This is a genomic window from Rhodococcus triatomae (assembly GCF_014217785.1).
GTDB classification, from domain to species: domain Bacteria; phylum Actinomycetota; class Actinomycetes; order Mycobacteriales; family Mycobacteriaceae; genus Rhodococcus_F; species Rhodococcus_F triatomae.
Window position 1 is genome coordinate 848811 of record NZ_CP048814.1, and the last position, 17433, is coordinate 866243.

The 17433-nt window shown below is 70.0% G+C and carries 18 protein-coding genes; 9 read left to right on the plus strand and 9 right to left on the minus strand.

Annotated elements, in window-relative coordinates:
- Window positions 1-144 precede the first annotated feature (144 nt).
- The 5 genes from G4H71_RS03990 to G4H71_RS22850 form a co-directional block, all read right to left on the minus strand.
- On the minus strand, window positions 145-399 hold the full coding sequence (locus tag G4H71_RS03990; RefSeq protein WP_072736704.1) for a Txe/YoeB family addiction module toxin: 255 nt from the start codon (window positions 397-399) through the stop codon (window positions 145-147).
- A complete protein-coding gene (locus tag G4H71_RS03995) occupies window positions 400-660 on the minus strand; it encodes a type II toxin-antitoxin system Phd/YefM family antitoxin (protein ID WP_072736703.1) in 261 nt (86 codons plus the stop codon). It lies immediately after the preceding gene.
- A gap of 150 nt (window positions 661-810) precedes the next feature.
- Complete coding sequence (locus G4H71_RS04000) at window positions 811-957, minus strand: hypothetical protein (RefSeq protein WP_246442580.1); 147 nt, start codon at window positions 955-957, stop codon at window positions 811-813.
- A gap of 1 nt (window position 958) precedes the next feature.
- On the minus strand, window positions 959-2038 hold the full coding sequence (ychF, locus tag G4H71_RS04005; RefSeq protein WP_072736702.1) for a redox-regulated ATPase YchF: 1080 nt from the start codon (window positions 2036-2038) through the stop codon (window positions 959-961).
- Between the two features lie 50 nt (window positions 2039-2088).
- A complete protein-coding gene (locus tag G4H71_RS22850) occupies window positions 2089-2709 on the minus strand; it encodes a CD225/dispanin family protein (protein WP_072736701.1) in 621 nt (206 codons plus the stop codon).
- Between the two features lie 267 nt (window positions 2710-2976).
- Between G4H71_RS22850 and G4H71_RS04015 the strand changes: the two genes are divergently transcribed.
- Complete coding sequence (locus G4H71_RS04015; protein WP_083342836.1) at window positions 2977-4107, plus strand: AI-2E family transporter; 1131 nt, start codon at window positions 2977-2979, stop codon at window positions 4105-4107.
- Window positions 4108-4149: 42 nt separating this feature from the next.
- Here G4H71_RS04015 and G4H71_RS04020 read toward each other — a convergent pair whose 3' ends face one another.
- Window positions 4150-7131 (minus strand): AAA family ATPase, encoded by a 2982-nt coding sequence (locus tag G4H71_RS04020; RefSeq protein ID WP_072736699.1) that lies wholly within the window; start codon window positions 7129-7131, stop codon window positions 4150-4152.
- Complete coding sequence (locus G4H71_RS04025) at window positions 7128-8300, minus strand: exonuclease SbcCD subunit D (protein WP_072736698.1); 1173 nt, start codon at window positions 8298-8300, stop codon at window positions 7128-7130. The genes G4H71_RS04020 and G4H71_RS04025 overlap by 4 nt, the downstream gene beginning before the upstream one ends.
- A 185-nt stretch (window positions 8301-8485) precedes the next feature.
- On the opposite strand from G4H71_RS04025, the gene G4H71_RS04030 reads away from it, so the two are divergent.
- Window positions 8486-9454, plus strand: coding sequence for a DUF6542 domain-containing protein (locus tag G4H71_RS04030; RefSeq protein WP_074700585.1), 969 nt, complete (start codon window positions 8486-8488; stop codon window positions 9452-9454).
- A gap of 35 nt (window positions 9455-9489) precedes the next feature.
- Here the strand turns inward: G4H71_RS04030 and G4H71_RS04035 are convergent, their stop codons facing one another.
- Complete coding sequence (locus G4H71_RS04035; protein ID WP_072737870.1) at window positions 9490-10500, minus strand: 4-hydroxy-3-methylbut-2-enyl diphosphate reductase; 1011 nt, start codon at window positions 10498-10500, stop codon at window positions 9490-9492.
- A gap of 88 nt (window positions 10501-10588) precedes the next feature.
- Here G4H71_RS04035 and G4H71_RS04040 point away from each other — a divergent pair, with 88 nt between their 5' ends.
- The 6 genes from G4H71_RS04040 to G4H71_RS04065 all read left to right on the plus strand — a co-directional run bounded on the left by G4H71_RS04040 (window position 10589) and on the right by G4H71_RS04065 (window position 15553).
- On the plus strand, window positions 10589-11179 hold the full coding sequence (locus G4H71_RS04040; RefSeq protein ID WP_072738045.1) for a lipid droplet-associated protein: 591 nt from the start codon (window positions 10589-10591) through the stop codon (window positions 11177-11179).
- Window positions 11176-12411, plus strand: coding sequence for an exodeoxyribonuclease VII large subunit (gene xseA, locus G4H71_RS04045; RefSeq protein ID WP_072737871.1), 1236 nt, complete (start codon window positions 11176-11178; stop codon window positions 12409-12411). Before G4H71_RS04040 ends, xseA begins: the two co-directional genes overlap by 4 nt.
- Window position 12412: 1 nt before the next feature.
- Window positions 12413-12655, plus strand: coding sequence for an exodeoxyribonuclease VII small subunit (locus G4H71_RS04050; protein ID WP_072737872.1), 243 nt, complete (start codon window positions 12413-12415; stop codon window positions 12653-12655).
- Between the two features lie 84 nt (window positions 12656-12739).
- Window positions 12740-13675, plus strand: a complete 936-nt coding sequence (locus G4H71_RS04055) for a CPBP family intramembrane glutamic endopeptidase (protein WP_072737873.1) — start codon at window positions 12740-12742, stop codon at window positions 13673-13675.
- Window positions 13672-14901 (plus strand): sensor histidine kinase, encoded by a 1230-nt coding sequence (locus G4H71_RS04060; protein WP_072737874.1) that lies wholly within the window; start codon window positions 13672-13674, stop codon window positions 14899-14901. Before G4H71_RS04055 ends, G4H71_RS04060 begins: the two co-directional genes overlap by 4 nt.
- On the plus strand, window positions 14885-15553 hold the full coding sequence (locus tag G4H71_RS04065) for a response regulator transcription factor (RefSeq protein WP_072737875.1): 669 nt from the start codon (window positions 14885-14887) through the stop codon (window positions 15551-15553). The genes G4H71_RS04060 and G4H71_RS04065 overlap by 17 nt, the downstream gene beginning before the upstream one ends.
- A 30-nt stretch (window positions 15554-15583) precedes the next feature.
- Here G4H71_RS04065 and G4H71_RS04070 read toward each other — a convergent pair whose 3' ends face one another.
- The gene (locus tag G4H71_RS04070; RefSeq protein ID WP_072737876.1) at window positions 15584-16153 is read right to left on the minus strand and encodes a DUF4245 domain-containing protein; all 570 of its coding nucleotides are present in this window, start codon (window positions 16151-16153) and stop codon (window positions 15584-15586) included.
- Between the two features lie 200 nt (window positions 16154-16353).
- Here G4H71_RS04070 and glpX point away from each other — a divergent pair, with 200 nt between their 5' ends.
- Complete coding sequence (gene glpX / locus G4H71_RS04075; protein ID WP_072737877.1) at window positions 16354-17394, plus strand: class II fructose-bisphosphatase; 1041 nt, start codon at window positions 16354-16356, stop codon at window positions 17392-17394.
- The last annotated feature ends 39 nt before the right edge of the window (window positions 17395-17433 follow it).

The window sequence follows — 17433 nt, forward strand, 5'->3', positions numbered from 1 at the left end:
GACCCGAGGGCATGGCAAGCTTCCTCGAAACCGTCGAACCCATGGCTGCTCGACTCGAGTACACCGAGACGCAGGAACCACCACGTCAGTCGCTAGAGCGAAAATCTGAACTCCACCACGTGCCCACACAGAGGGCCATTTGACTCAGTAGTGGTAGCGGGCCTGAAGAATCACGAGGTCCTCGTCGCCCACGAGGTACACCAGTCGCTGCTCATCGGTGATGCGCCGCGACCACGAGCCCTGCGCTCCGTACTTCAGTTGTTCGGGCTTGCCGATCCCGGAGAACGGTTCGCGCAGGCAGGCGTCGATGAGCGTGTTGATGCGCTTCAGGATCTTCCGGTCGGCGGTCTGCCAGTGCTTGTAGTCCTCCCAGGCCGACTCGTCCCAGACCAGACGCACTCAGGCTTCCTGGTCTACGCGATCGAGGTCGTGGACCTCGACCTTTCCACCGCGGGCACGGTCGTAGGCATCGAGCAGGCGGCGGGCGTTGGCCGGCGAGCGGAACAGGTAGGCAGTCTCCTGCCACGCGGCGTACTCGTCAGCCGGCATCAGAACGGCATTGCCCTTACGAGAGACGATCTCCACGGCATCACGGTCCGCATTCACTCGCTCGATGAGAGGGAACAGGGTCTTGCGCGCCTCGCTTGCGCTGATGGACATGATGAGAGCCTCCCCATTCGGACGAGTGGTACGTGTTCACGGTACCACTCATCGCTGTCGGGTCACATCGCGGGCCGCGTCCAGAGCAGTACCGCTGGCATCGTTCGATGGCTTCGAGAACATCGGCGACGCGCTGAGCGGGGTCGCGACTCACAGCGCGACTGCGTCGACGAGTGCCGAGGCCGAGATCGGTCGCTCGAGCAATTGGACGGGGAACACGTCGATGTCGTCCCGACCGAAGAGCGCCCGAGCCTCCTCCATCAGCCCGGAGGCCCGCATGAGCAGGTTCCCGTCCACCTCAGACGTTGAAGCGGAACTCCACCACGTCCCCGTCCTGCATGACGTAGTCCTTGCCCTCCATGCGCACCTTGCCCGCAGCCTTGGCGGCCGCCATCGATCCGGCGGCGATGAGGTCGTCGAAGGAGACGGTCTCGGCCTTGATGAATCCGCGCTCGAAATCGGTGTGGATGACGCCTGCGGCCTGCGGGGCGGTGTCGCCCTTGTGGATGGTCCAGGCGCGGGCTTCCTTCGGGCCGGCCGTGAGGTACGTCTGGAGCCCGAGGGTGTGGAAACCGGTGCGGGCCAGGGCGTGCAGGCCCGGCTCCGTCTGGCCGATGGACTCGAGCAGTTCGAGCGCCGACTCGTCGTCGAGTTCGAGCAGCTCCGCCTCCACCTTGGCGTCGAGGAACACCGCGTCCGCCGGGGCGACGGCCGCGCGCAGCTCGGCCTGCTTGTCCGCATCGGTGAGGACCGTCTCGTCGGCATTGAACACGTAGAGGAACGGCTTGGTCGTCATGAGGTTGAGCTCGCGCAGCAGCGCGAAATCGAGCTGGTCCTTCGCCCCGAAGAGCGTCTTGCCCTCCTCGAGGACAGCCTGCGCCTTGACGGCCTCCTCGTGCTGCGGCTTGAGTTCCTTGTTCTTCTTCGCTTCCTTCTCCAGCCGCGGCAGCGCCTTCTCCAGCGTCTGCATGTCCGCGAGGATCAGCTCGGTCTCGATGATCTCGATGTCCGCGAGCGGATCGATCTTGCCGTCGACGTGGATGACGTCGTCGTCGGCGAACACCCGGACCACCTGACAGATGGCATCGGCTTCACGGATGTTGGCGAGGAACTTGTTGCCCAGGCCGGCGCCCTCGGATGCGCCCTTGACGATGCCGGCGATGTCCACGAAGGACACCGTCGCCGGCACCAGCCGCTCCGAACCGAACACCTCGGCGAGCTCGCCCAACCGCGGGTCGGGCAGCTCCACCACCCCGACGTTCGGCTCGATCGTGGCGAACGGGTAGTTCGCCGCGAGGACGTCGTTCTTGGTCAGCGCGTTGAAAAGGGTCGACTTGCCGACGTTGGGAAGTCCGACGATTCCGAGGGTAAGGCTCACGGTCGTTGGATTCTACGGCGTTCGCGAGCCCCTGCCGAACCTGCGTCCGGTCACCACGAGTTCGAGGACGATCCCACCGAAGCCACCATCGCGATGATCACGAACACGTACAGCAGGATGAACAAGGCCATCCCGATGACGAAGATCCACAGCGCGATCTTGCCGAGGGTCTTCACCCGGTCGGACGCGTACTGCGCGCCCTGGTAGTCCCCCATCGCCCACTTGGGGTAGATGTCGTGCAGGTGGTTGAACGCCGCGAATGCCACCGGCCAGAAGAAGATGAGCGCGGCCGCGGCCCATCCCGCGTTGCGCGGCGGAAGCGGCACCCCGGTCGACGACACCGGGACGGATGCCGTCGCGGTGGACGCGTACCCGTACTGGGACGCCTGCTGACCGTACGGGGCGCTCTGTCCGTACTGCGCAGACTGCCCGTACTGCCCGTACTGCGGCTGCGGCTGCGCCTGAGGCTGTGCCTGTTCCTGCTGCTGTGCCTGTGTCTGGTCCTGCCCGGCCGACGCGGTCTGACCGTACTGCGGCTGCGCACTCGGCTGTCCGTACGAATACTGCTGCGTATTCTGGTCGCCCGCACCGTACGCCGGATACTGCGGATACCCGCTCGACCCGTACTGCTCCCCGGAGCCCGACTTCGGGTCCTGCGGTGTCTCAGACATGAATTCCCCCTCGTATCCGTAACAAGTCGTGACGAACCTAGCGGATCGGCAACCCGGCCGCTAACCCGACATCCCGGCCCGAGAGCGTCGGACACCACACCGCAGATGCTCGCGGCGCACGGCCCCTTCCTCAGTACCATCAGGTCGAGCCGGGCACACCCTGCCCGGCGAACGGAGGGATGATCTGTGACCCAGCAGCAACAGCACGTGCCCCATCCGGTCGAATCGGCGAAACCCGATCGCGGCCAGTTGATCGGTATCGGCGGCATGTGGCTGGCGAAGTGGTCGCTGATCGTGGTGGCCATCGCGGCCGGGGCCTGGGTGCTGGGATGGGTCCTCGAGGAACTCTGGGTCATCGTCCTGCCGGTGCTCCTCGCGATCGTCGTCTCCACCGTGCTGTGGCCACCCACCCGCGGAATGATGAAGCGCGGCGTCCCGCCCGCCGCGGCGGCAGCCCTCACGCTCGTACTCGCCTTCGGGGTCGGTGCGGGAATCATCGCCGGCATCGTCCCGTCCGTGGTCAATCAGGCCCCGGAGCTCGCCGACCAGGCCAGCCAGGGCATCCAGCAGGTCCAGGACTGGCTCCAGGGCCCGCCGATCAACCTGCGGGACGAGCAGATCGACGAGGCCGTCAACGTCGTCGTGACGAAGGTGCAGGAAAGCGGCTCGGTCATCGCCTCCGGCGTGTTCACCGGCGTGAGCACCGCGGGATCGATGCTGATCACCCTCGCCCTCGTCCTGGTGCTCACCTTCTTCTTCATCAAGGACGGCCCGCGGTTCATCCCGTGGGTCCACGTGGTCGGCGGCGGACGCGCGGGGCGCCACGTGGAGGCGGTCCTGGTCCGCATGTGGGACACGCTCGGCGGGTTCATCCGGACCCAGGCGGTGGTGAGTTTCATCGATGCCCTCTTCATCGGCATCGGGCTGCTGATCCTCGGCGTCCCTCTCGCCCCGGTACTGGCGATCCTCACCTTCATCGCCGGGTTCATCCCCATCGTCGGTGCGTTCGTCGCGGGTGCGCTGGCTGTGCTGGTCGCGCTCGTCGCGAACGGCTTCACCACCGCTCTGATCGTGCTCGCGCTGATCATCGCCGTGCAGCAGATCGAAGGCAACGTGCTGCAGCCGGTGCTGCAGAGCAAGAGCATGAAGCTGCACGCGGTGGTGGTGCTCCTCTCGGTGACGGCCGGTGGTTCGGTGTTCGGCATCGTCGGAGCCTTCCTCGCCGTGCCGGCCGCCGCGGTCGCCGCAGTGCTGGTGCGCTACATCGGCGAACAGATCGACGAACGCGTCGCCGATTCGGAACCGAAGATGAGCGACCTCGACGAGCTGGAGACCGTCCCGAGTTCGGACGACGACACCTCCGACGAGGAACCTGCCGAGGACGACGAGCGCTCCTGACGCTCGGATCCGGTCGGCCGGGGCATCAGCTCGGCTGGGGCATCAGCCCGCGATCATCTCCAGGTGGGACCCGCCCCGGCCGCGGACGACGTGCAACCGGGACGGAATGCGCTGACGCATCTCGTCCACGTGGCTGACGATGCCGACGACACGGCCCCCGTCCCGTAGCTCGTCGAGCACGCCCATCACCGAATCGAGGGTGTCGGCGTCGAGGGTGCCGAATCCCTCGTCGATGAACATCGTGTCGAGCACGACTCCCCCGGATTCGGCGGCGACCACATCGGCGAGGCCGAGCGCCAGCGCGAGCGACGCGAGGAACGACTCTCCGCCGGACAGCGTCTTCGCCGAGCGCACCGCTCCGGTGAAGTCGTCCCGGATGTCCAGGCCGAGGCCGCCGCGTTTCCCGCGTGCACCGGCCTCGTCCGAGTGGACGAACTCGTAACGCCCGCCGGACATCCGGCGCAGCCGGACCGACGCGGACGCGGCGACTTCCTCCAGGCGCGCCGCCAGGACATAGGAACGCAACGACATCTTCCGGGTGTTCGCACCCCGCCCGGCGATGACCTCCGCCAACGCCGCCAACTGCTCGTGGGTAGCCCGTACCGGCTCGGCCGCGATGAGCGCGCGCCGCAACTGTGCGACGAAACGCTCCAGATCAGCGAGCCGGCGGTCGCACTCGGCGGCGGCGGCGATGGCCGCCGCCTCGACGGAGTCGGCCTCATTCTGCCGCGCTACCGCCGCGTCGAGGTCGACCGGGGGAATGTCGGTGAGGGACCGGACATCCGGTTCCGCCAACACCGCTCGGGCCGCCGCCTCGGCATCGCGGGCGGCAGCGAGTGTGTGTTCGACGTGCTCGAGCCGCTCCTGCTCACGCACCGCGGCGAGCGCCTCCTCGACCGACTCGAACCCGGACTCCGCCGCAGCGGCGCGGACCTGCGCGGACTGTTCCTCGGCGGCTTCCGCGTGGCGATGTGCGTCGTCGCGGGCGTCCCCGAGCGTCGACGCCAGGTGGGCGAGCCGCTCGAGCCGCGCCCTCCGCGCGGACACGGACGGGTCGTCGCCGGCGACACCTCGGAGGCGTTCACGAACGGCCTCGACCCGCTCGCGGCGCGCGTCGACCTGTTCCGACAGGGCAGCGACCTCCACCGCGATCGCGGCTCGGCGCTCCGTCAGCCGGGTGTGCTCGGCGGTGGCCGCGGCCACCGCGTTCGCGCGGCTGTCGGCAGCGGCGGCCTCCTCCTCGGCTCGCTCGTAGGCGGCAGTGGCGGATTCGAGCTCTTCCCGCGCGGTCTCCGGGTCGCGATCACCGCCGCGCTCGGCCACCTGATCGACGGCGCGTCGCGCCGCGGCCGCCGCGTCGACGGCGCGCGTGCACGCGGCTTCCGCCTCCCGTTCCCGGGCACGGGCCCGGTTCTCGTCGTCCGCGGTGACCGGTGCGGCGTCGCCTCCCGCCGGTGCCGGATGTTCGGTGGCCCCGCACACCGCGCACGGCGACCCCTCTTCGAGGGTGGCCGCCAACTCGGCCGCCATCCCGTCGATCCGCTGCTGCACCAGATCCAGCCAGTGCTCGCGCGCGTCGTTCCAGCCCTGGCGACGCTCCTCCACTACGGCGCTCGTCGCATCGGCCTCCGCCACCCGGGTGCGCCACTCGACCACTGCCCGGGCCGCCTCCGCCGCGCGGTCACGGTCGCGGTGCAACCCGGGCAGGAGGGCGGCGGCCTTCTCCGCTTCCTCGAGATGGCGCCGGGCCTTCTCGAGCGTGTCGGGAATCCGCGACAGTCCGTCCTCGACCCGATCGGCTTCGACACCGAGCTTCCCACGGCGGGAGGACAATTCGAGGATCTCGTGGTCGATCCGGTCGGCTTCCTCGGCCTCGGCGACGGCAGCGTCGAGGCGAACCGTCTCGTCCTGCCACTGCCGGACCGTCTGCCGGATCCGAACCCGGGACTCCTCCGTGGGCGGCCAGGAGAGAGTGCCCAGAAGACTGCCCGCACCGGGAACGCCCGACAGCTCGGCCTCGACCTCCTCGACTCGCCGGCGCGCCGCCTGTGCGCGAGTGCGTACCCGCGAGGCGTCGGCCTCCGCCTTCGCGACCGGCACCGCGGCCCGCGCCGCCGCGGCTTCCGCCGCCATCGCCTCTCGGTCGTCACTGGTCCGGGCGAGCCGCTCGAGCTCGGCGGTGGCCCTGTCCCGACGCGTCTGCAGGTCGTGCACCCGCCGGGCCTCGGCCAGCGCGGCGTCGGCGGCGCGCGCGTGCGCACCCGCATCCGCGAGTGCGGCTGCGGCGGCGTCCCGGGCCGTCCCACACTCGTCGATCAACTTCTCCGCCCACCGCAATGGATCGGCATCGGCGCCGGCCTCGAGCCCCGCCGTCGCCGCGACCTTCGCGGTGATCACCTCGATCTCGCGCAACCGCTCGTCGAGGGCCCGCGCGCTGTCCTTGCGGCGCTGGGCGAACCAGTCCTCCACGCTGCCGAAACGGGTGGTGTCGAACAGCCGTTCCAGTAGCACCCCCCGCTCGTCGCTGTCCGCCCTCAGGAAGCGGGCGAACTCCCCCTGCGGCAGCAACACCACCTGGAAGAACTGGTCCGCATTCATTCCGACGAGCCGGCCGACCTCCTCGGCGATGTCCGGTATGCGGGACAGATTCTCCCCGGCGCCGTCCAACCAGGTCAGCGTCGCCTTCGCGTTCTCGACGATCGAACCGGTGCCCCGCTTCTTGGGCCGGCTGTACTCCGGGCTGCGGATCACCCGCAGCCGCCGCCCGCCGATGGTCGCCTCCAGCGACACGGTGGGGACGCTTCCGGTGGGCGCATGGTCCGACAGCAGCCGCTTGCCCTCCCGCCGGGCGCCCGGCACCGTTCCGTACAGCGCGAAGGCCACCGCGTCGAGAACCGTCGTCTTTCCGGCACCGGTCTGACCGTGCAGCAGGAAGAGCCCGTCCGCACCCAGCGCGTCGAAGTCGACGCGGACGGTATCGGCGAACGGGCCGAACGCGGTGATCTCGAGCGCGTGCAGCCTCACGCCGTCTCCGCCCGCGCCGACTCCGCGGCGACCTCACCCACCCGCGCCGCCGCGGCGAGGGCCTCCTCGACCCAGCGGATGTCGGCGTCCGTCGGCTCGTCACGCACGTCGGTGAGGAAGGACCGTGCGATGTCCAGATCGCTGCGCCCGTGCACCTTCTCGCGGTACCGGAGCAGGTCGTCACCCTCGGGTCGCTGCCATTCCAGGTGCACCGCGTGCGGGAACCGCCTGCGCAACGTACGCATGGCATCGACCGGACGTTGCCGGTCGGTGAGCACCGCGGAGACGTAGTCGTCCTCCACTGCGGCATACCGGTCTGAGGCGAGCAACTCCTCGACCGTGCCGGTGATCCGGCTGAGCCCGCGCACCACCGGCAGATCCACCTGCTCGACACCACGCAGGCCCTCCTGGTCGACGTCGACCACCAGGACCGCCTTGCGATGGGTGCGCTCGCCGAACGAATAGGGCAACGGTGAACCCGAGTAGCGGACGCCCGTACGGAGCGTCTGCGGCGAGTGCAGGTGCCCGAGCGCCACGTAGTCGACCCCGTCGAACGACGACGCGGGCACCGTCTCGACCCCGCCGACCGAGATGGAGCGTTCGGAGCCGGTGGCCTCCGCACCCACGACGAAGGCGTGCGCGAGAACGATCGAGCGGGCGCCCGGCTCGCGACTGTCGAGGTCGGCACGCACCCGGCTCATCGCCGCATCGAGGATCTCGGCGTGCGATCGCGCCGTGGGCACCCCCAGCTCGGCGCGGGTGATCTCCGGTTCCAGATACGGGATGCCGTAGAAGAGGACCGGCCCGTGATCGTCCCGGAGAACCACCGGATCGGCCACGGCGGACACCCGGGTGAGCAGATGCAGGCCGCCGGCCGCGGTGAACGCGGAACCGGCGCCCAGCCGGGTGGCCGAATCGTGGTTGCCGGACGTGGCGATGATCACCGCACCCGCCCTGCGGATCGCCTCGAACCCACGCTGGCACACGGCCACCGCATCGGCGCTGGGGATCGACCTGTCGTACACGTCACCGGGGACCACGACGACGTCGACACCGCGCTCGGCCACCACTGCGGCGATGTGCCCGAGAATCTGCTCCTGATCTGCGAGGAGATCGACACCGTGGAACGTGCGGCCGATGTGCCAGTCGCTGGTGTGCAAGATCCTCATGGTTGCAGAACGGTAGAGCACGGGACCGACAGGCTCGGGGACCGCGCGGGCGCGTCGGACGGTTCTCCCGCATTCCGGAACGCGGACGGCCGCGGCCGCCGAGTCGGGACGAATCGGACGACACTCCCCCGTTCTCCCGGCACGCCGACGGATCAGCGGCCCTCGTTGCCGCTACTGTCGTTTGCGTGTCAGCTAACCAACGCGCCCGTTCGGGGGTGCCACTCGACAGCCGGTCGACGCTCCCGGGGGTACCCGGGCTCCCGTGGTGGGGCGTGGTCGCGGTCGCGGCGGGCCTGAGCGCCGTCGGATTCGCCATCGACGCGGTCCGGGGCAACGAGCTGACGACGACGTTCTCGGCGTTCTACGTGCTCGGCTGCATCCTGGCCGTTCTGGTCGCGGCGAACCGGGCGCTGTTCACCGCGATGGTCCAACCACCGCTGATCCTCTTCGCCGGCGTCCCGATCGGGCAGTTCGTCCTCGCGGACGGATCGAGTCTCGCGTTGCGGGATCTCGCGATCAACATCGCCTACCCGCTCGTCGACCGATTTCCGGTGATGCTCGTCACCACGGTGCTCACTCTCGCGATCGGGGGCTCCCGGCTCTTCCTGCTCGGTGGGCGGCGCACCGGGCCCAGCCGCCGCTCCGGCAGCAGGAACTCGGATCGACGCGAGCCGGCGCAGCGGCGTTCCTCGGCGGACCGGCGCGGCACGTCCCGCTCCTCGTCCACTCGCGAGAGCGCCCGGGCGACGGCCACCCGCACGTCGCGGCGGGTACGCGAGGAGGAACCGGCTGCCGAGGTACCGGCCCGGCCGCGGCGCCGACCCGCTCCCCCGGTGGACGCCCCCCGGCGGCCGGTGGACGACCCTCGGCGGCCCGTCGACGCCGGCCCCAGGCCGCAGCCGCGGCGGACACCGCGCCCCCCGGTTCCCGGGGCGCCGGGAGATCCTCGTCGTGCGCCGGACCAGCGCCGTGCGCCCGAACCGCGCCGGGCGCCCGAACCGCGCCGGGCTCCGGAGCCGCGCCTGCGACCGGATCCCCGTGCCGATCGTTCGCCGTTCGACGAGCGGCCCTTCGACGACGTCCCCGCCCATCCGGTCCCCCGGGTGCGGTATCGGGATCGGCGCGAGTCACCGTTCGAGCCGGACGGTCGCTGACCGCCCGCCACCCGGGAACCTCTTCCAGGGAACCGCTACCCGGAACGCCGGGCGGCGCGCAGTTCGCGCGGCAGCGCGAAGACCAGCGTCTCGTTCGCGGTGGTGACCGACTGGACGTCGGCGAAACCGTGCTCGGCGAGCAGATCCACCACGCCGCGGACCAGGATCTCCGGCACCGAGGCACCGGAGGTGATGCCCACCGTGTGCACACCCTCGAGCCAGGCCAGGTCCACCTCGCGCGCGTAATCGACCAGGTAGGACGCCTTCGCTCCCGCCCCCAACGCCACCTCGACGAGCCGCACGGAGTTGGACGAGTTGCGTGAGCCGACGACGATCACCAGATCGCACTCCGGGGCCATCGCCTTGACCGCGACCTGCCGGTTCTGGGTGGCGTAGCAGATGTCGTCGCTCGGCGGATCCTGCAAGCTCGGGAACCGCTCACGCAGCCGGGCGACCGTCTGCATCGTCTCGTCGACGCTGAGCGTGGTCTGGGACAGCCAGATCACCTTCGACTCGTCCCGGACGGTCACGTCGTCCACGGAATCGGGGCCGTCGACGAGTTGGACGTGGTCGGGCGCCTCACCGGCGGTGCCCTCGACCTCCTCGTGGCCCTCGTGGCCGATGAGCAGGATGTCGTAGTCGTCGCGAGCGAACCGCTTGGCTTCCTGGTGCACCTTGGTGACCAGCGGGCAGGTGGCGTCGATGGTCCGCAGGTTCCGCTCGGCGGCCGCGGTGTGCACCGCGGGCGAGACCCCGTGCGCGGAGAACACCAGCAATGCGCCCTCGGGTACCTCGTCGGTCTCGTCGACGAACACGACGCCCTGCTCGGTGAGCGTTTCCACGACGTGCCGGTTGTGCACGATCTCCTTGCGCACGTAGATGGGCGCGCCGTGCTTGTCGAGCGCCTTCTCGACCGTCTCGACGGCGCGGTCGACGCCCGCGCAGTAGCCGCGTGGCTCGGCCAGCAGAACGCGCTTGGCACCGGTACGGGGACCGGAGCCCGCCGTACGGGCGATACCGACGTTGAGGGGAACAGCCGAAGTCATGCCTCCCAGGGTACGGGCCGACCCCGGAGCCGAGCAGCACACGGCCCGTCAACTACCCAAAACGCCCGTCGTCGGGCAGGCTGTGACCATGATCCGTCCACCTTTCGCGGCCCGCGTCGCGGCCGGTATCGCCGTGACCGCGGTCGAAGAGGCCAGAAAACTGCCCACCACCGCGGCCACCATGCCGATGACGGCCGTGAGCCAGGTCCTGCAGACCACGATGCGGGTCCAGCAGACGATGACCGCGCTCGCGATCAAGGGCGACCACGCGTTCGAGCTGCTGCACTGGACCCGCGAGTCCGAGCAGCCGGAGTGGGCGGTCTTCGACGAGGACGGCGCGGACGCCGCCGCCCCGGCCGACGCGACGGCGTCCGTCACCACGAGCGGTGACGAGCCGGCCACCGACAAGTCGCCGGGCCATTTCGCGCTCTACTCGCTCAGCCCGGAGGACGCGCCCTCGGCGGACGAGGGCAACGGCGCGACACCCGCGGCGGAGACGCCCGAGATCGTCACGTATCTCGACTACGAGTCACTCACTCTCGCGCAGTTGCGGGCTCGCCTGAAGACGCTGTCCGTCGAGGACCTCACGGCCCTGCTCGAGTTCGAGGACACGACGCTGGCGCGGGCACCGTTCCAGACGATGATCACGAACCGGATCACCACCGCCAAGGCCAAGTGAGTTCACCCGCTCCCAATTCGGCCGAGCATCCGTGGCCGGTCCGGTCCGTCTCGGCGAAGGTCGCCCAGTGGATCGACCGCCTGGGCAGTATCTGGGTGGAGGGACAGATCACCCAGATCAACTCCCGTCCCGGAACCCGCACGGCGTTCCTGGTGGTGCGGGACCCGTCGGTGGACATGTCCCTGTCGGTGACGTGCTCGCCGCAGTTGTTGCAGTCGCTGCCGGTGCCGCTCACGGAGGGTAGCCAGGTCGTCCTGTTCGGCAAGCTGTCGTTCTACACCGGTCGCGGGTCGGTCTCCTTGCGTGTCACCGAGATCCGTGCGGTCGGGGTCGGCGAGCTCCTCGCCCGGATCGAACGGCTCCGGGCGCTCCTCGCTGCGGAAGGCCTGTTCGACGCCCGGCTCAAACGGCCCGTTCCGTTCCTTCCCGGCACGATCGGCCTGATCACCGGCCGCGCGAGTGCCGCCGAACGCGATGTGCTGAGCGTCGCCGGGCGACGATGGCCCGCAGTACGTTTCGAGATCCGCAACACCCCGGTCCAGGGCCCCGCAGCGGTGCCGCAGATGCTCGAGGCACTCCGCGAACTCGATGCCGACCCGCACGTCGACGTCATCGTCCTGGCCCGCGGCGGCGGCAGCGTCGAGGATCTGTTGCCGTTCTCGGACGAGGCGCTGTGCCGGGCCGTCTCGGCGTGCCGGACACCGGTGGTCAGCGCGGTGGGTCACGAGCCGGACAGCCCGCTGAGCGACCATGTCGCCGACCTGCGCGCGGCGACACCCACGGACGCCGCCAAGCTCCTGGTCCCCGACGCGGCCGCCGAGCAGGCCACGGTCACCGAACTGCGCGGCCGCGCGGCCGCCGCGCTGCGCAACTGGGTCCAGCGCGAATCCCGCCACCTGGCGCAACTGCGCAGCCGACCTGCGCTGGCGGATCCGCTGCAGGGACTCACCCGGCGCGTGGAGGAGGTCGAGCGCCTGCGCGATCACGGACGTCGGGCGGTCACCCGCTCGATCGACACGGAACACCGGACCACCGAACACCTGCGTGCCCGGCTCACCACGCTCGGCCCGGCCGCCACGCTCGCGCGCGGCTACGCCGTCGTGCAGCGTATGGTCCCCGACGGTGACGCCGAGGTCCTGCGGTCGAGAGACGACGCCCCGGTGGGAACACAGGTACGCATTCGTGTCGCCGACGGCGCCCTCCGCGCCGCGGTGATCGGAAAGGACACATGAGATGACCGGATCGGGCGAGGAGATCCCCGCGGCGCAACTCGGCTACGAGGCAGCACGGGACGAACTCGTCGACGTCGTCCGCGTACTCGAGCAGGGCGGGCTCGACCTGGATGCGTCGCTGGCCCTGTGGGAACGGGGCGAAGCCCTGGCCAACCGGTGCGAGGAGCATCTCGCGGGGGCCCGCAGGCGGGTCGAGGACGCGATCTCCCACGGCGAGCAGCAGGAGGACTCGGCCGGCGAATGACGCCGCCGACGGTGGCGTGCGCGCCACCGCAACAGGGGCCCGCAGGCTACCGACAGGGGTTCGGTGCGCTGATGTGCTGAAGGCATGACCCCGACGACAGGCACGCCCCCCACGACGCCGCCCCGACCCGGCGGCTCCCGGTCCCGCCGGGACACCCGCGGCATTCTCTGGTTTCTGACTCTCGCGTTCCTCGGCGCATGGATTCCGTGGGCCCTGGTCGGCCTGAGCGGACACTCCATGGACGACCCGGTGATCCAGCTGGCGACGGCGGCGTTCGTGCCCGCACTCGCCGCGATCGTCGTCCGTCGCTGGATCACGCGTGAAGGGTTCACCGACGCCGGGAACCGACTGCGGCTGCGGCAGTCCTGGCCCTACTACCTCCTCGCCGTGATGCTTCCGATGGTGGTTCTCGTCCTCGCCGTCGTGCTCGCCGTCGCCACCGGTGCCGCGACCGTGTCGGTCGGCGCCGGAGAGATCCTCTTCCTGCTCGCCGCGCCTCTGGTGATCGTGGTGGCGGCACCGATCTTCTGGGGCGAGGAGTTCGGGTGGACCGCCTACCTCAGAGACCGGCTGGTGCCCGGCCGCCCCGTCGCCACCACCTTCGCGACCGGGGTGGTGTGGGGGATCTGGCACTGGCCGCTGCCCTGGGTCGGCTACTTCGGCGGCGGGCTCTCCCCCACCGCGGCACTGGTGAGCATGGTGCTGTGGATCCCGCTCAGCGTCCTGCTCGAATTCCTCATCGGCTGGCTGTGGATGCGCAGCGGATCGGTGTGGCCGCCGGCGATGATGCATGCCGGCAGCAACCTGGTGGTCGCGATGGGCATCGGGTACGTGCTGACGCAATCCGGCGTGGACGACACCGAGGCCGGCGCGATGACACTGTCGACGTTGCTGATGTGTGCCGCAATGCTGCCGGTCGTGCTCGTGATCATCGGGACCCACCGGATGCGGACGCCTCGACCACCTGTGCCGCCTGTCGCCGTACGGGATTCCGGCGCACCCAGCACACTCGGGTCATGAACGACGCTCCTCCCGTCACGGCTCTGTCGACGGCGCTCGGAACACCGAGGTACCTGGTGTCCACCTGGCCGTGGCGGGCGCTGCTCTTCACGATCCTCGGCGCACCCGTGGCGCTGATCGTGCTGGGCGCCGCGGTGCCGGCGGCACTGGTGAGCCTCCTGCCGTCCGGTCGGCAGGCTCTGTGGTCGCCGATGTTCCAGGTCGAGGCGGGACGAATCGGGATCGTCGACCCGGCTCTCGGCGAACGCCTCACCGCAGAGGTACGCGAGAGTACCGCGCATCGCCGCGGCCCGGCGCCTCGCGAGGTGGTCTATCTGATCCTGATGGGCGTGCACACCGTCGTCGGAGCACTCGGCGCGTTCTTCGGGGTGATCGTGACGGCCGGGCTGCTCGTCGCGCCGCTGCTCGTCCCTCAGGATCGGATCGACGTCGGCCCGTGGTTGATCGACTCCGCCGCGGAGAGCTGGGCCGCTGCCGCCGCCGGACTGGTGGCGATCGTCGTCACCGCGTACGCCCTGGGCGCCTGGTCCGAGTTCGGCGCGATTCTCGCGCGGCAGACCCTCACCGCGGAGACTCGGCGGCTCCGCGAGGAAGTGCGCCGCCTCGATGTCGTGCGTACCGGACTGCTCGACGCCGGGGACGCCGAACTGGGAATGCTCGAGGCGGAACTACACGACCGTGTGCAGCATCGTCTCGTGGCACTGTCGATGTCCCTCGGTCTCGCCGAGTCCCGCGACACCGAAGGCCCCGTCGGCGCTCTGGCCAGGGATGCGCGACGGCAGGTCGAGGACGCCCTCGCCGAGTTGCGCGCGGTGATCCGCGGGACCATGCCGCCGGTGCTCGCCGATCACGGACTGCGCGCGGCGCTCGTCGACCTGGTCGCCGAACTGCCGTTTCCGGTGGACGTCGACCTCCGTGGTCCACTCGGCTCGCTGCCACCGCGAGTGCAACGCATTTCCTACTCGGTGGTGTCGGAAGCCCTGACCAACGTGGCGAAGCACGCGTCCGCGAGGGAGGCCCGCATCGACGGGATCGTGGACGGCGGCCGCTGGCGGCTGACCGTCACCGACGACGGCCGGGGCGGAGCGGATGCCTCGGCGGGGCGCGGGCTCACGCGGCTGGCGCTCCGCGTCGCCGGTGCGGACGGCAGAATGTGGGTCGACAGCCCCGTCGGCGGGCCGACGACCATCGGAATGGAGTGCCGGATCGATGACACCGGAGGCTAGTCCGTCGCTGCGGATCGCCGTCGCCGACGACAGCCCCCTGCTGCGGGCCGGCGTCGAAGCGGTGATCGAATCGGCGGGACACGTGGTCTGCGGAAGCGCCACCGATGCCGACATCCTCGTCGATGTCGTCTCGGCCACCGCGCCGGACCTCGTGATCACCGACGTCCGGATGCCACCGACCCATACCGACGAAGGCCTGCGGGCCGCCGCCACGCTGCGCCGCAACCATCCCGGCCTGCCCGTCGTGGTCCTGTCCCAGTACATCTCGGTGGCCTATCTGGGTGAGCTTCTCGACCGGAGCGAGGGCGGGGCGATCGGCTATCTCCTCAAGGACCGGGTGGGCCACGTCCGGCACTTCGTCGAGTCCGTCGAGGCCGTCGCCGGCGGGGCGACGATCGTCGATCCGGACGTCGTCCGGGCCCTGGTCGGCCGCTCCCGGCGCGGTGGGCTGCGCGAGTTGACCCCGCGCGAACGCGAGGTGCTCGCCCTCATGGCGGAGGGGCAGACGAACGCCGGCATCGCGCGGACACTGGTCGTCTCCGAGGGCGCCGTGCGCAAGCACGTCGGGGCGATCTTCGCCAAGCTCCCCGTCGACGGCGGCGACCGTCGGGTACGCGCCGTGCTGTCCTATCTCCGCGAGGCCGGGAACTGACACGCCCCCGGAGCACGGGTCGCGGGAGCGTCAGTCGTTCAGAATCTCCGCATCCGAGACGGCTGTGGCCAGGGTGACGAAGGATTCCTCGTCGGCGCTGCCGGTCAGCAGCAACCGGACGTCGCCGAAATCGGAGACCCAGATGGGTTCGACCCCGTCACCGCCGTAGACGACCCAGTGCCGGCCCGCGATCTCCTCGGCGCCGGACGCGGTCCGCGGCCCACCGGCGACGAAGGACACGAGCGCGCTCTCCCCCGCCTCACTCTGGGTCAACTGGATGTAGCGTCCGGGCGGGGTGATGAACCCGACGGTGCTCGAGTCGCCCCCGTACTCGCCGGTCACGACGCTGCGACTACCCGAATTGGGCGTCCAGCCCTCGGGAGTCTCCGGGTGGCGGACCGGGAAGTCCAGATCCTGCGAGTCGTACTTCAGTGCGGCGTCCAGGTCGAAGCTGGGAACCGGGCCTGCGGTGGGGCCACCGGGACTGAACGAGCACTGGCTGGCGATTCCGGCGAGCAGGATGCAGCACAGCGCGAGCGGAATGAGCGACCACAGCATGTCGCGGTTGTTCTGCAGGATGCGGGGTTTTTCGGAGGCCACGGGTACCAGTATCCAGTGTCGGCGAGCGGCGGTGTGCCGCGGGCGGTGACGAGGGTGACCCAGGCCGCTCGCCCCGGCTCGACCCACACGCTCTCGTCGCGGCCCATTCTGCGAGAATCGGCCCCGAAGACCACCGGCCGGGACGGCCGACCACGACACGGGCCGGATCTCCGGCCACCACACAGCAGGAGGCACAGCCCATGACGGCCAGCAACAAGTCGAGTCGCCGCGAAGCCCCGGATCGCAACCTGGCACTCGAACTGGTGCGGGTCACCGAGGCAGGTGCGCTCGCCGCGGGCCGTTGGGTGGGTCGTGGGGACAAGGAAGGCGGCGACGGAGCCGCCGTCGACGCCATGCGCGAACTCGTCTCCAGCGTCTCCATGAACGGCACCGTCGTCATCGGCGAAGGCGAAAAAGACGAAGCCCCCATGCTCTACAACGGCGAAGAAGTCGGCAACGGCGACGGCCCCGACTGCGACTTCGCCGTCGACCCCGTCGACGGCACCACCCTCATGTCCAAAGGCATGCCCAACGCCATCTCCGTCCTCGCCGTCGCCGAACGCGGCGCCATGTTCGACCCCTCCGCCGTCTTCTACATGGAAAAGATCGCCGTCGGCCCCGAAGCCGCCGACACCATCGACATCACCGCCCCCATCAGCGAAAACATCACCCGCGTCGCCAAAGCCCGCAAAGCCTCCGTCTCCGACGTCACCGTCTGCATCCTCGACCGCCCCCGCCACACCCAACTCATCCAACAAGTCCGCGACACCGGCGCCCGCATCCGCCTCATCTCCGACGGCGACGTCGCCGCCGCCATCGCCGCCGCCCGCCCCGAATCCGGCACCGACATGCTCCTGGGCATCGGCGGCACCCCCGAAGGCATCATCGCCGCCGCCGCCATGCGCTGCATGGGCGGCGCCCTCCAAGGCAAACTCGCCCCCACAGACGACGACGAACGCCAAAAAGCCATCGACGCCGGCTACGACCTCGACCAAGTCCTACTCACCGACGACCTCGTCTCCGGCGAGAACGTCTTCTTCTGCGCCACCGGCGTCACCGACGGCGACCTCCTCCGCGGCGTCCGCTACTACGGCGGCGGCGCCTCCACACAATCCATCGTCATGCGCAGCAAATCCGGCACCGTCCGCATGATCGACGCCTACCACCGCATCGACAAGCTCCGGGAATACTCCGCGGTGGACTTCGACGGCGTCGACGGAGCCGTGCCGCCCACGTTCTGATCCGGATCCACAGGATCCACGCTGATCCCGAATCCACCG

Coding starts and splice junctions, on each gene's coding strand:
- G4H71_RS04015 (WP_083342836.1), top strand. CDS start 2,977: ATGTGGCTGGCGAAGTGGTCGCTGATCGTGGTGGCCATCGCGGCCGGG.
- glpX (WP_072737877.1), top strand. CDS start 16,354: ATGACGGCCAGCAACAAGTCGAGTCGCCGCGAAGCCCCGGATCGCAAC.
- G4H71_RS04065 (WP_072737875.1), top strand. CDS start 14,885: ATGACACCGGAGGCTAGTCCGTCGCTGCGGATCGCCGTCGCCGACGAC.
- G4H71_RS04035 (WP_072737870.1), bottom strand. CDS start 10,500: ATGACTTCGGCTGTTCCCCTCAACGTCGGTATCGCCCGTACGGCGGGC.
- G4H71_RS04050 (WP_072737872.1), top strand. CDS start 12,413: ATGACCGGATCGGGCGAGGAGATCCCCGCGGCGCAACTCGGCTACGAG.
- G4H71_RS03995 (WP_072736703.1), bottom strand. CDS start 660: ATGTCCATCAGCGCAAGCGAGGCGCGCAAGACCCTGTTCCCTCTCATC.
- G4H71_RS04060 (WP_072737874.1), top strand. CDS start 13,672: ATGAACGACGCTCCTCCCGTCACGGCTCTGTCGACGGCGCTCGGAACA.
- G4H71_RS04025 (WP_072736698.1), bottom strand. CDS start 8,300: ATGAGGATCTTGCACACCAGCGACTGGCACATCGGCCGCACGTTCCAC.
- G4H71_RS04055 (WP_072737873.1), top strand. CDS start 12,740: ATGACCCCGACGACAGGCACGCCCCCCACGACGCCGCCCCGACCCGGC.
- G4H71_RS04040 (WP_072738045.1), top strand. CDS start 10,589: ATGATCCGTCCACCTTTCGCGGCCCGCGTCGCGGCCGGTATCGCCGTG.
- G4H71_RS22850 (WP_072736701.1), bottom strand. CDS start 2,709: ATGTCTGAGACACCGCAGGACCCGAAGTCGGGCTCCGGGGAGCAGTAC.